The following is a 13,765-nucleotide window of genomic DNA, read 5'->3' on the forward strand; positions in this document are numbered from 1 at the left end:
ACCAAAAAACAGCATCACTCACGCCTTCACAAGTTGAAGGGCTCCAAAAAACTTAGACAATTTAATATTTATGCCGCAAGGGCTTGATTCCGAATTTCAACAGGGGTCAAGCCCTTGTTTTTTCGTGAGATGCGAACGTTGTTGAACCGTGAGACATATCGCGAAAAGCTTTCTTTGAATTGATCAATTGATACGAATTCTTTTCGCCAAATGAATTCACGTTTAGCCAAGCTAAAGAAACTTTCCATTGGCGCATTATCCAAACAGTTTCCTTTACGAGACATACTTTGAATTAAACCTACTTCATCTAGACGGTTTTGGTAACGTGGAAGTTGATACAGTGTTCCCTGGTCGCTATGCAGAATTGGTTGGACGCCATCAGGTAATACTTGTTGTAATTGATCAACACAGGCGGTTACTTGTGCCATATTTGGTGACGTCCGAATATCATATGCCAATATTTCTTTGCTATACATGTCGATAATCGCAGCTAAATATAGTTTGGTACCTAATAAATTTATTTGAGTCACATCAGTGGTTAACACGGTGTACGGCTGTGTAACCACAAACTTACTCTTACGCCCACTTGTAACTACGTAGTCACGACGAACTAGGTTCTCAGCGACTTTTCCGTGCTCTCCTTTGTAAGATGAAAACTTGCCAGATTTTGTCCAGTAACACGTTGGCATTAGCTTGATTGAACGCATAATACGGCGGACAGTTTCATCATCGAAGACATAGCCAAATAAGAATAGTTCATCTTGGATCCGGCGATAACCATAAGTTTCATCACTACCAGCGTAAAGCCATTTAATAAGATCTTTGACTTCACTATATTTGTCGTAATTCAAACGTGCTCGATTGTAGTAAAATGTCTTGCGATTTAAACCTATGAACTCAAGTAAATCTTCCAGTTTGAATTGATGCCTTAACGATTCAACTACTTGCGTAAGTTCTTTATTCGTTGCTTTTCCATCGCCAAGGCTTCTAATTTTTTTGAGACCGCTAGCTCCAATTCGGCACGGTAAAGTCGCTGTTTTAACTCTAGATTTTCTTGAATTAACTTGTCAGTTTCAGATTTAGGTTGTGGTTTAGGATTTGTCATATGCTTATTAGGCCTGCCTCGCTTGGCTTTTAGCGCATCAATTCCGCCTACATCGAATCGCGTTTGCCAGTGAATCACCATACTCGGTTCAATGTCGAATTTAATCGCAGTTTCTGTAATGCTTAAGCCATTAGTTAACATGTAGTCTAATATAGATAGCTTTTCATTACCATCAAAAAATCTCTTTGATTGCTTACGCTTTAATGAATCAAAACCATGAAGTTCTGCTTTTCTGATCCAACGCCTTATCACTGAATCAGGAATGTTATATTTCTTACTCAATCCGCGCTGGCTAATACTTCCAGTTCGATATTCTTTCACTATCTCAATTTTTTGTTCGATTGTATATTTTGCCATAATAAAAGGGCTCCAAGTCAGTTAGATTTTGTCTAACTTTCCTGGAGCCCTTCAAGTTTAGGCGTTGAGCGTGCTGTTTTTTTAATTTGCTAAATTGTGGCATGCACCGCTACTTCTCAGTGCGCCTTCACATTTCCAATCACTTTAACGTGCGCCAATAATTCCAATAATTAGCGTCACCACGTGAAAACCTGCTAAGTAAATCATTGGTTGGCGGAATTGCTTCCGATTCGTCTTCATATAGATGCGGACTAAATCAAACGCCACCGAAACAATTGACACGGCCATGATTGAATCAAAAATTGTTCGCCCAAGTGTAATATCACCCGTGTCGCCAATGCGCCCGGAGATAGTAACCACAACCATCCACACTAAACTAGCGATTCCTAAAATTATCGCGGTCCGCTTAGCTTTGTGCTTTTGGCTGTCCGTAAATGTTGTTGCCGTGTTTTGTTCTGTTGTCATCATAAACTGCTCCTCAAAATTTCATTGAACATAGGTACATGTTGCGCTACCATATTCATTTATGTAATAGGTATTAATCTTACCATTAATATTACAGTGATGGCAGTGCTTTTTCATGCAAATGTGTCAACTTACTCCGAGGTTAAAATGTGTGAATATACATATCCAATTCACGAGCAGAGATTTCACGCAGTTCCGCTGATTCAGTAAACGTTGCGCCAAAATGCCAGTCCGCCAATTGATCATCACGAATAATCGTTAAATAGTGGGCCGCTTCGACCAATAACCAATACTCGCGTGCTCCAGATATTAAATGAATCAAGTGAACAGCAGTCGTCAACGCTGCCCCAGTTTTGAGACTATCTAGGATTGTATTGTCACCATCAAGCGCTAATACATCGCCACCATACAACTTATTTTCCGTCGCAGTATCACTAATTGGTAATTTCTTACCATCTAACACAACGTATTTTTCACGGTTGCTTCCTTGCAGTATTTGTCCATTTGTCATTTCAGTATGCGCACTATCCATCTTGCATTTCCCCATGTTCCGTTTATTTGATGTTGGTTATTATAGCTAATTCGCACTTAATCAATGTTGTCATTAGTTAATCTAATCTTCTTGCTATTCTAACACACCATACCAAATGATTTGAGCTAATCCGCTAACTAGCCGTCCTGAACCGTATTTCAATAAAAAAAGCCCAATTTCCAACTCAGGGAATATCGGACTATCGCGGCACATGAAGCACCTCTTTTTTAATATTATCAATCACGCAAGTAAATGGGGCGCCCGCGTTGTGGTTGGACTGGACGTGCATTATTTTTCAATGGTGCTTGTTGCTTTAAATATTGAAACCATGTTTGTGGTAACTCCAATGTATTGGTCATCACCAACCATGTAACCGGCCCCCGCGTTGGTGGTGTCGTAAGCGTCCCTGTATATTGAATTGCTTGTCGAATTTGTGGTAAAAAAATTCCAACATTAAACTTAATAAAATCACCAAATTGCCAGTCGTTTCCCATTGGCACGGTCAGTTCGTCAGCAGTTAAAGTAATAAAGACCGCAATTACCACCCCTTGGCGCTGAGCATTTCGATGGACTAAGTGAACTTCCAGTGGATACGTCCGGCCATCTAAAATATGTTCGCTGGGCAAATGAAAATGGATATCGGTGAGATTATACGTCTGACCATTTAATTCGATCCAACTAATAGCTGCATTGGGTACCAAGTGGACGCTTTGCGTGAAACGCACGATTTGATAGTCCTGCGCTTGATAATACATCGCTAACTGACTTGATTGCTTAGTTACGGTGGCTTGCACTGTTGTCAATGCGATTGGTGATTGATAGGCATATTGCGCTGCCCGTGTAAACGTATCACACAGATGCGCCCAATTGGTTGGTCCCTTAGCAGTTGTGTAGTCCCATGCTGGGAACGGTTGTTGAAATTTTAACACGCGAAATCCCCCCGAAAATCATTGATATAATATTTTGTTAGACCTTTTTGCGTCTAATTACTAACAAATACAAATCTACACACTTTTTATGTGTAAGCGTGACCAATATGGTTGTAAATCAGTTTATCACCTTAACAATTGCTTTACTATCTAAAATATTAAATTTTTCAGCTGAATCACATACTATTTTCATATTCACGCCGTAGAATTAGTAAATGATAATATTCTAATAATAATGGAGTGTCCGACATGGAAAAAGAAAATAAGCAACACTACAAAATGTATAAGCATGGTAAACAATGGATTTACGCCAGTCTCGCCACGATTATGCTAGTTAGTGGTCTTGGTTCGGCCCCACTTGTCTTGGCAGAAGAAGTGGCAGCTGAGCGAACTGAAGTTGCGGAAAATGGCACTACTGTAGAAGATGAATCCGTCCCTACCTTGGCATCCCCAGACGAGCTCCCGGCTGCCGATATTACGCCGGTAGTAACCGAAAGTACTACTACCGATATATCAGATGTTACACCTGTTCAACAACCTGCAGAACAACCTGCTAAACCAGCGGCAAGCAAACAAAATCCCATTACTACCAGCGCTGATACACTGGCAAGTGCCCCTGTCAAAAGTAAAACACCACGAGGCACTGTCAGCCACACATTTGCTCGCACTGATTTTACTTTTGATGGTTCGACTATTACTGGTTTCAGTAATACTTTTTTAAGCGGAGACTACAAAAATTGGGATGGAGTGTTATCATTTCCTGCCGATTTAAGCGATATCACCGCTATTGGTGCTTCTGCGTTTTCATATAAAACTATCACAGTTATTGATTTTACCAATTTGCCGAATATAAAAAACATCGGTGCCAGTGCTTTTGGCGCTAATAATCTTAGCAGCCTTGATTTGAGCCCGTTAGCTAACTTAGAAACCATCGACGACCATGCTTTTGCCAGTAACAAAACAATGCAAAACATAAATTTTAGCAATTTAACAAATTTAACTTCAATTGGAACTTATGCATTCCAATATAGCTACGCACTCACAAATCTCGATTTGAGCCCATTAATTAAGCTACAATCAATTGGGAAATCTGCGTTTGAAGAAAATACTAGCCTCACCGCAATTGATTTTACTAATTTAACTCAGCTAACCACTATCGGCGACACTGCTTTTTCTGGCTGTACCGCACTTAAGTCCTTGGACTTAAGCCCCTTAATAAACTTAGTTACAATTATGCCAACCGCATTTCGAAGTTGTACAGCCCTTGCCGAAGTTAATTTTGATAACTTAACGAAACTGCAAACCATTGGTGCCTACGCATTTGAAAACGATGGCGCGCTTACGCACCTCGATTTTAGTTCACTAACGAGCTTGGTAACTATTGATACAGAAGCTTTCCGTGACTGTTCTAAATTACAAAGTGTTACTTTTGGTACCTTGCCTTCATTAAAGACAATTGGCAGTCAAGCTTTTCTTTCCACAAAACTAGCCTCGTTTGATTTTAATAGCTTACCAGCTTTAACTACGATTGGTTCCTCTGCATTCAGTAAGACCCAGTTAACAAATCTTAACCTAAGTAATCTAGAATATCTGCAATCTATTGACAGTTATGCATTTAGTTACTGCTCAAGTTTAAAAACAGTTGTTCTCGACAACTTGCCCTTACTAACAGCACTCCCAACTTATATGTTTTATACATGTGGTGCATTAGAAACCGTGAGTTTAACTAGCCTTCCGAGTTTAGCTTCAATTGGTTCTTTAGCTTTTTCAAAAGGAGCTTACGATGGTTCACTTAATTTAAACCATATCACTGTTGATGATCTTAACCCCAGCTTACAAATTGCTGACAATGCATTCGAGCGTACAAAGAGTGACGGTATCGTGCGCCCAACTAATGTTGATGCCGCCCTTGTAACTGCCCACAAATTTGTTGATAACATGAATGGCAATGCTATTAATGCCTTTCACGGCAATGACGCGTGGAAGATTAGTGGCACGGTTTCACACAAGTATATCGACCAAAACGGTCAAGAAATTATTACTGACAATACTAATATGAGTGTCACCCCTTGGACATATGAGGGCTTAATCACCGATCCATATGAAGCCCCTGCTGCCCCTGAGATTGCTGGGTACGGTGCCCCCGAATATGTTTCCGGTAATGTTACTGGTACTTTAACCGGCGGACCACAAGAAATCGTTTACCGCTACCGAGCAATTCCAACTAACGCAAAAACGTTCACCATTTACCGAGTTGATAAAGATACCGGCGCCGACCTTGGAACTGAAACGTTTGAAGACGGTGACCTGACGGCGATACTAGATTTGACGCCAAAAAATATTGATGGTTACGACTTTGTTGAACTCTACGGTAGTAATATGAGTGCTGCAGCTTCACGAGACATCACTGACTATGAATGGTTACGTGACGATGATCTCGCCAAAACTCAACTGACATTTGGCGATAATAACGGTCGGAGTTATAAATTTGTTTATTCAGCTAAGTCAACTAACGGGAATACTGGTGATAGTTCAACTGGTGGCGAAAATGGCGACGGGACTCCTGATAATGGTACCCAAGTGCCAACTCCAACTTCACCAGATGATACGGTAAAACCTGGTGATACACCAAATCTCGGAACTGATTTGACTCCTGGTAAACTACCAGGTTCTACTACTAACAAACCTACACCAAAGCCTGTAACTACTAATGGCACAACTCCTGGTACTACCACTGGTAAGCAACCAACTAAGTTACCTAGTTCTGGTGGCAAGACAGCTAGTGGTAATTCAAGTGCTGGTAATACAGCCAATGGAAACGTCCGTACCAATAGCAATGCAACAAGTGTTAACGGTGGCCAAGCAACAGGAACCCTACCAAAAGCTGGAAATTCCAACAGTAACCTACTCACTACTTTTGGGTTCATGATTCTCGCAACCGTTCTTGGTTGGTTCGCATTTATTAAGCGTCGGCAATCATGATTATTATTTATACAAAATAGCAAAAAACGTACGTCATCCCATTCAAGCGGATGACGTACGTTTTTCGATTATATTATTCTAACGCGGGATTGTTATTTCTGTACTCTTCAATCATCGAATTAATGGGGTCTATTATCAATGTTTTTCCATGCTACCGCAGCCTATTGTTGGTAACTGTTTTTAGCTAGTTTGAGTATTATTACTAATTTACCGGCACGCAGTGGCCAATTTTATTCAATCTTACGTCAGACGAAATAGGATCCGTTTTTTCGGTTAGCAGGAGACGGATTATTTTATTATAGTAACCCCCGTCAAATATTACTCCAAGTACAATTCAATCTGTTCAGAATGTTCATCGACTGAATGGATTGAGCTATGTTCAAATCCTTCGATATACCACAGCTCGACGTTGAAATATTGTGCCAAAACGTAGTAAACATATTTATTCGGATCACGGAGCCAGTTTTCATAATTAGAAATCAAGGAGCGTTCAATTCCTGTTGCTTCCGCTAACTCCCGAATCGTGATACCACGTTCATTGCGTAGTTGTTTGATTCGATTTCTAAATAGTTGTGCCGTTTTTGGTATGTGCGCAACTTCATTGTTTTGCTTGATAACTTTCATTTGCTTCCCCATAGTTTCTAGATAACATGCAACATCCTCAGGCGATTCAAGTTGCCCAGACTTTCATTGTATCTATTTTAATAAACTACTAATTTCCATAGGTCAATTGTACTACAAATTGGATTTTCCATAGCGTTAATTGGTCTATATTTTTCCTAGCATGGGATTGTCGTTTCTGTACTTTTTAATCATCCAATTACTGAGGTTCTATTATCAATGCTTTTTCATGCCACTACAGCCTGTGGTTGATAACTGTCTTTTGCTAGTCTGAGCATTATTCCTAACTAACGGAGTGACAGCAAATCACTTGGCGGGCGCAGCCTTTACACCGCAACTGGGGGAATATGTGTGTAGCACATATTCCCGCTGAGGATAAGATGAGGAGTCTTGGGGATTTATCCCTTAGACTCCCAGCTTGTCCGAGTTGTTCAAGACCGCACTTCGGCTTGAACATGTGCTTCCAGCGTGGTGCGCCAAGTAATTTACTGGCACGCAGTGGCCAATCCCACGTCAGCTGGAATACAGCCGTTAATTATTCTCGCTTCGCCCATGTAGGCTGGAATTATATTTCCAACAAAAAAACGCAATTAGTCATGATATTTAAATCGTGATTAATTACGTCTACTAGTTAATTATTTATGGTGCTTCAAGAATGCCAGTAACGGCGCAGCAATTGCGGGCACATAGAAAATTCCAACCACCATTTCGGCGATTCCGTTGACCCCAACGATTGAAATTAATAACCAGTGCAACAAGTTGCTGTCGGGGATGCCAACAAAAGTTGTATGCATAACGTTGAATCCAAGCCATGTCGATAACACGACGAAGAATGTATTGGTGAAGGCTGCCAAGAACCCGGCAATTGCTAAGCGACTCACCAATTTTGTCCCGGTTTCCCCAATAATAAACTTCCGGGCAAAAACGCCAATCACTACCGCAATCATCAGCCGAGCACCAATTGCCGTTAATGGATTTTGAAACATCAACGCCCCAATTGAAACGGGATTCGTCCACGCGCGGATGAATGAAATTAAGCCAAAGAACCCAGCTAAAATAATTCCCTGCTTCGTACCTAAGACAATCGTTCCAATGGCAACGGTAAATTGAATGATGGTCGGTGCCACCCCAATTATGAATGCACCCAAGGGAATGTACCCAAGAAACGGTACTTGTGTTTGTAATAAGATGGTGGCTAAAAATAACGCCGTCACTGTCAATGTCCGCACTTTTGAAACATTTTGTTGTGTTGTAATCATTGCTGGATACTCCTCTTTTTCTTTCCTAATTCAGTAATGGCACAATATTTGTCAAAATTCCATGAGCAATTTGCTCTTTACTTGCTTGAACTAATTGAATTGGTTCTCGCCCTGGTTGTAACAGCGTTACCGCATTCTCATTGCTACCAAATCCAATTCCTACCTGACTAACATCATTCGCCACAAGCATGTCGACCTGTTTCTTCACTAGTTTATTTGTCGCATTAGCTAACAAATCATTAGTTTCGGCCGCAAAACCGACCACAACTTGATGTGTCTTGTAACTACCCAAATATTGTAGAATATCTTCATTTTTAACTAAATCCACGGTGAGATGATTTGTCCCGTCAGTCTTTTTTAACTTCTGTGTGGCGGTAGTTACTGGTCGATAATCGGCCACGGCTGCTGCCATTATAACCACATCACTCGTTACAAATTCCTGTTTAACTACTTGCGCTAATTCAGCCGTCGTCACTGCCGTCAAAATCTTAATATCAGTTGGCATTGTTTCATGGACGCTAGCAGTTTTGATTAACGTTACTTGTGCCCCTAAATCACGCGCAACGGTCGCCAGTGCCACACCCATTTTCCCTGATGATTCATTGCCGAGATAGCGCACGGGATCTAAGTATTCCCGTGTTCCACCGGCCGTAATTAACACGTGTTTGCCAGTTAATGGCTGGTCAGCTTGAGCCATTCCAGTTGCTGCATTCAACCATGCAACAATTGCATCTGGTTCCGGCATTCGTCCTTTACCGCTATAGCCTTCTGCGAGCAAGCCAACTGCTGGTTCGAGTACATGAACGCCGTCAGCTACTAATAAAGCCAAATTCCGCTGTGTCGCCGGATTATCCCACATATGATTATTCATCGCCGGAATTACGTATTTAGGGGCGGCAGTCGCCAGGATTGTCGTACTGACAACATCATCAGCCAAGCCATTAGCTATTTTGGCGATGATATTTGCGGTGGCTGGTACAACAACCGCTAAATCTGCCCAATCCGCCCATTCGATATGTGGCACAGTTCCTTGAATATCTGTAGCAAACAAATCTGTTAGTACCTGATGCTTAGTGACCGTCGCAAATGTCAGCGGTGTTATAAACTCGGTCGCACTTTGTGTCATCACCACCCGCACTTGCGCCCCTTGTTTCACCAATAATCGAACGAGCGTCACGGCTTTATAGGCTGCAATACCACCAGTTACAAAGACAATAATTTTTTTGTTTTTTAGCATTACTACCTCCCCATTTCAACTCATGTGAATTTAATCACATGAGTTGTTTGTAATCAGTATACTACATGCATAAATATTGTAAAAGACTTTTTTACCATATTTGTTGATTAGTTGAACTGATTAACTGTAAGTATATTATTTCGCTTGCGGTTAAGTAAATCCCTTGCCTCATAGTTGCTTAATTACGCTAACATCATCCATTAGAATTATCTCATTTTTTCTTTTGGTTTACAATTGGTTAGTTAATTTCAAAAAACACCGCCGATACCTTCTCACGAGGTTTCAGCGGTGTTTTACCAACATTGATATTACAAAATTTGTTCGGCTTCGACAATTGCTTTGCGATAGAAGAACCCGTGACGGACAAGCGCGCTTAATCGGCTGGCGCCATTACTATAATGTACATAGTCTTGCTCAGTCATGTTATACATCACATCGTCAATCTCATCCAAGCTACCAATTAACACGCCGGCATGTGCGGCTTCAATCATCGGCGCACTAGCAGCCTTCGCATTCAGAATCAGCGGAATCCCAGCAGCTAAAAACATGCTCACTTTGTGACTGAGGTTCATCGTCTGGTATTCAGCAAAATTTCCAGTCGCTGAATCTTCGTCAAACGCCAAGCCAAAACCATAATTAAGAACTTTGGCAATGTGATCTGGGTGTAAATAACCGACATAAGTCACGTTGTTGGCAAGTAATTCTTCATCATTTATCGCTTCTGGACGTGCAAAGACATCCACCGGCGTCGTATTCGCCCAATTCTGTAGATATTCAGCTTTATAGGGGCTCCCGGCAAAAATTAAGTGTTTTTCAAATAATGGCCGCCGCGCCGCACCGGTTGCAAGATAATCATGCAGTTCCAATAAAATCATTGGTGTCAGCACCCCATCTTCAGCTAATCGCATCTGCATTTTACGTGATAAAGTAATGATAACGTCGACATTATTAAATGTATCTACAACTAACTGGGAATCAACATCTTCATAGCGTAAATAGTCAACGTTTAGCGTCACGATAATAATTCGCGCGCCATTTTTCTTAAAATGCTTAATTAGTTTTTGATCAGCTTTCTCTGAACCTTTACGACTTGGATATGCAAAGAGAATGATGTCATTTTCATCAGCATTCGTTTCTAGAGCCACGTCTTCCTCGAGTTTTTCATAACCAAGTCGCGCAGCAATTAATACCATGTCTTCACGGACTTTTCCGCTCGACATCACTTTATGACTATCTTGGTGAATAATATATTTCCGCATAACTTTAACACTCCTTTTACTTCGTGAAAAAGAATACCAAGGTGATTCCTTCTACTTTATGCAATAAGGATATCCAGGTGGCTTCTTTTGTATTGCGCAATAAGGATGCTTCGGCGATTTTTGTTTAACCGCCTTGAAACAGGCAAATTGAGGATATTTCTTAATACCGGTTTAAAAAGTAACGCAAATCAATGAATATTATTTGGTTAAGCTGTATTCTAGCACCTTTTTTAGAAATTACTAATACTTTTTATTATTTATGCAGTAGTCCCCTCAGATTAAAAAACACCGTCCATATCAGCATTGACATGAACGGCGTACAGTTACACTATTTATTTTTCTAGAACTCATTAGCATTCTCGTCTTGCAGCCACGACAGCGACACATCCGCTGATAAAACCCGGGCTGGCACAACACGGTTGTCCCTACACCAAATCTATTCGTCTAATCCCATCGCTTTTGCAACATTGTATTTTGAGCTTTTAGCTTGGCTGACACTTTTAAAGAAATACAATGAATCACTGCCAGTACCCTCTTTCAAAACGGTGTACTTCTTGCCAGAAAATTTCTTGGTAACAATTTTCAACGTGTCGGTTGCATCTGGCTTCCAAACACCGCTAGACTTTTTGTACATGGTCAGCTTGTAAGCACCACTAGCGGTTTTATGCGCGCTATATTTCTTATATCCTTCGTGATAGCTATTCAGAGTAACCCCCTCATATAAGGTATCCATTTTCATGCTGTAGTTAGTTTTAGTTAGCTTAAGCTTGGCTTTTAAACCAAATTGGTAGCCTGATCCCTTTTCTGTCCCCACTGCATACCAAGTGTGACGATAAGCTGCTGGCATCACCTTAACAACTTTTGAACTTGCACTACCTACAACTGCTGGTGCAACTGCCGTTCCGAAACTAGCAACCAATGTAACCACCGCTAGTGCTTTAGAAATTTGCTTAACCTTTGCCTTCATGTCTCATACTCTCCCTAATATTGTGATTAACACCTCAATGCTTATGAAACATTTTCCCCTAATCCATCCGGTTAGCTTGTTAAATATTTCACTTATGAATATACTTTGTCAAATAACTAATGTCAATCTAATTTTTTAATCTTTTTCACACTTTGAACTGGTGCGTTTCTGATTGCAACACTTCAGTGAACAATCCAGTCCTAGCTCCATCAATAATCATCAATTACTCCAAAAGACCAACGAAGTGTACAAAGAAAAAAGCACAGAAATAACTCCGTACTTTCAATCACTATATTTTTCTAGCGTGGGATTGTCGTTTCTGTACTTTCAATCATCGAATTACTGAGGCTCTATTGTCAGTGTTTTTCCATACTACTATTTATAACTCGATTAAATATGCCACCGCTTCATATGGGCGCAAGTTTAACTCAGTCGTCAGCCTTGGCGTATCCTGATAATTTCCTAAAAGAACAGTTGCATGGATGACATCTAAATTGCTTGGTAAAGTCACTTTTGCCGGTTCACCATAGAAATTGGTTAATACAACTAATTTTTTATTATCTAGATTACGCTCAAAAGCAAAGATTGTTTCATGTTCCATCAGTAAGGATTGATAATCGCCTTCAGCCACTATTGGCAAGTTTTTGCGTAATGCAATTAATTTTTGATAGTAGTTAAATACCTCACCATGCGCTAGTTCTGCTTCGACATTAATCGCTACTTGATTGGTTGACGTCAACCATGGTTTCACATTTGAAAAGCCAGCATATTTTGAGGCGTCCCATTGCATTGGCGTTCGTGAATTATCGCGCGATTTAGTTTGCACGATTTCAAACGCTTTGGCTGGCGTATTCCCTGCTGTTAGCAATTCTTGATACGCATTCAGCGATTCGATATCAACATATTCCGCCATTGATTGATATTCAGGATCAGTCATTCCGATTTCTTCACCCATGTAAATGTATGGTGTCCCGCGCAATAAATGCATCACTGTTGCGAGCATTTCTGCCGATTTTTCACGATATTTAACCGGATCACCGAACCGATTTAGTGCCCGGGGTTGGTCGTGGTTATTCCAGAATAAGGCATTCCAGCCGTGACCATCATTCATGCCAACTTGCCAATCATTTAACGTTTTTTTCAACATTTTAAAATCAAACGGCATCTTGCTCCATTTTTCACCATTGCGATAATCGGTCTTTAAGTGGTGGAACGTGAACACCATTCCTAGTTCATGATTTTCTGGTTGCGTGTAAGCGACACTATTCGCAATTGAAGTCGACGACATTTCCCCAACAGTTATTGATTCAGCATCCTGACCAAATGTGGCAGCGTTCATTTCTTGCAGATAATCTTGTACGATTGGTTTGTCAGTATATAACGTTTTGCTTGCAACCCCAACTGGTGCGTCAACTAACTGTGTGTCCTTACCAATCACATTGATAACATCAAACCGGAAGCCGTGGACGCCTTTTGCCCGCCAAAAATTCAAAACATCATAAACTGCTTGCCGTACCGCTGGATTGTGCCAATTCAAATCAGCTTGGGTCACATCATACAAGTGCAGGTAGTATTTACCAGTTTTCCCAAATGGTGCCCACGCGGAACCACCAAACTTAGATTCCCAATTCGTGGGTAAACTACCATCCTCCTGTGTTTCACGTAAAATATAATAGTCCTGATATTTTACATCCCCTGCCAAAGCTTTTTGAAACCACTCATGCGCCGTTGACGTATGATTGAAAACCATATCAAGCATGACTTCGATGTCATGCTCTTTTAATTTAGCAACTAATTCATCAAAGTCGGCCATCGTGCCAAACCGTGGATCAATTGCATAATAATCGGCAATATCATAGCCGTTGTCATTTTGGGGGGACACGAAGAATGGATTAAACCAAATCATATCAATATTGAGTTTTGCGAGATAGGGAATTTTTGCGATAATCCCACGTAAATCACCGATACCATCATCGTTACTATCGTAAAAACTTTTTGGGTAAATCTGATAAATTACTTTGTCATGAAAATCCATCTCTTATCCTCCTCTTA

Annotated in this window: 12 protein-coding genes; 1 reads left to right on the forward strand and 11 read right to left on the reverse strand. The window is 40.7% G+C overall.

The annotated features are described in order from the left end of the window. Positions 1 to 68 precede the first annotated feature (68 nt). The 5 genes from EQG49_RS01235 to EQG49_RS01255 all read right to left on the reverse strand — a co-directional run bounded on the left by EQG49_RS01235 (position 69) and on the right by EQG49_RS01255 (position 3,388). Complete coding sequence (locus EQG49_RS01235) at positions 69 to 1,016, reverse strand: IS3 family transposase (protein WP_133362253.1); 948 nt, start codon at positions 1,014 to 1,016, stop codon at positions 69 to 71. Further along, complete coding sequence (locus EQG49_RS01240) at positions 941 to 1,462, reverse strand: helix-turn-helix domain-containing protein (protein WP_133362254.1); 522 nt, start codon at positions 1,460 to 1,462, stop codon at positions 941 to 943. The genes EQG49_RS01235 and EQG49_RS01240 overlap by 76 nt, the downstream gene beginning before the upstream one ends. A 144-nt stretch (positions 1,463 to 1,606) precedes the next feature. Next, positions 1,607 to 1,930, reverse strand: a complete 324-nt coding sequence (locus EQG49_RS01245) for a hypothetical protein (RefSeq protein WP_133362255.1) — start codon at positions 1,928 to 1,930, stop codon at positions 1,607 to 1,609. A 139-nt stretch (positions 1,931 to 2,069) separates the two neighbouring features. Then, on the reverse strand, positions 2,070 to 2,459 hold the full coding sequence (locus EQG49_RS01250; protein ID WP_133362256.1) for a hypothetical protein: 390 nt from the start codon (positions 2,457 to 2,459) through the stop codon (positions 2,070 to 2,072). A gap of 236 nt (positions 2,460 to 2,695) precedes the next feature. Then, positions 2,696 to 3,388 (reverse strand): carbonic anhydrase family protein, encoded by a 693-nt coding sequence (locus EQG49_RS01255; RefSeq protein ID WP_133362257.1) that lies wholly within the window; start codon positions 3,386 to 3,388, stop codon positions 2,696 to 2,698. 249 nt (positions 3,389 to 3,637) lie between these two features. Between EQG49_RS01255 and EQG49_RS01260 the strand changes: the two genes are divergently transcribed. Continuing rightward, positions 3,638 to 6,370 (forward strand): leucine-rich repeat protein, encoded by a 2,733-nt coding sequence (locus tag EQG49_RS01260; RefSeq protein ID WP_133362258.1) that lies wholly within the window; start codon positions 3,638 to 3,640, stop codon positions 6,368 to 6,370. Between the two features lie 318 nt (positions 6,371 to 6,688). On the opposite strand, the gene EQG49_RS01265 is transcribed toward EQG49_RS01260, so the two are convergent. From EQG49_RS01265 to treC, 6 genes are all read right to left on the reverse strand, one after another. Next, positions 6,689 to 6,994: a helix-turn-helix domain-containing protein gene (locus tag EQG49_RS01265; protein ID WP_165964707.1), complete on the reverse strand. Its 306-nt coding sequence runs from the start codon at positions 6,992 to 6,994 to the stop codon at positions 6,689 to 6,691. Between the two features lie 632 nt (positions 6,995 to 7,626). Continuing rightward, on the reverse strand, positions 7,627 to 8,250 hold the full coding sequence (locus EQG49_RS01270) for an ECF transporter S component (protein ID WP_243115721.1): 624 nt from the start codon (positions 8,248 to 8,250) through the stop codon (positions 7,627 to 7,629). Positions 8,251 to 8,275: 25 nt separating this feature from the next. Continuing rightward, on the reverse strand, positions 8,276 to 9,487 hold the full coding sequence (gene coaBC, locus EQG49_RS01275; RefSeq protein ID WP_133362260.1) for a bifunctional phosphopantothenoylcysteine decarboxylase/phosphopantothenate--cysteine ligase CoaBC: 1,212 nt from the start codon (positions 9,485 to 9,487) through the stop codon (positions 8,276 to 8,278). A 308-nt stretch (positions 9,488 to 9,795) separates the two neighbouring features. Beyond that, positions 9,796 to 10,746 carry a glycosyltransferase gene (locus EQG49_RS01280; protein ID WP_133362261.1) on the reverse strand — a complete coding sequence of 317 codons (951 nt, stop codon included), beginning with the start codon at positions 10,744 to 10,746 and terminating at the stop codon, positions 9,796 to 9,798. A 436-nt stretch (positions 10,747 to 11,182) separates the two neighbouring features. Continuing rightward, complete coding sequence (locus EQG49_RS01285; protein WP_133362262.1) at positions 11,183 to 11,713, reverse strand: hypothetical protein; 531 nt, start codon at positions 11,711 to 11,713, stop codon at positions 11,183 to 11,185. Positions 11,714 to 12,092: 379 nt separating this feature from the next. After that, positions 12,093 to 13,748 (reverse strand): alpha,alpha-phosphotrehalase, encoded by a 1,656-nt coding sequence (treC, locus tag EQG49_RS01290; RefSeq protein ID WP_133362263.1) that lies wholly within the window; start codon positions 13,746 to 13,748, stop codon positions 12,093 to 12,095. Positions 13,749 to 13,765: the final 17 nt, after the last annotated feature.

Source organism: Periweissella cryptocerci (assembly GCF_004358325.1).
Classification (GTDB): domain Bacteria; phylum Bacillota; class Bacilli; order Lactobacillales; family Lactobacillaceae; genus Periweissella; species Periweissella cryptocerci.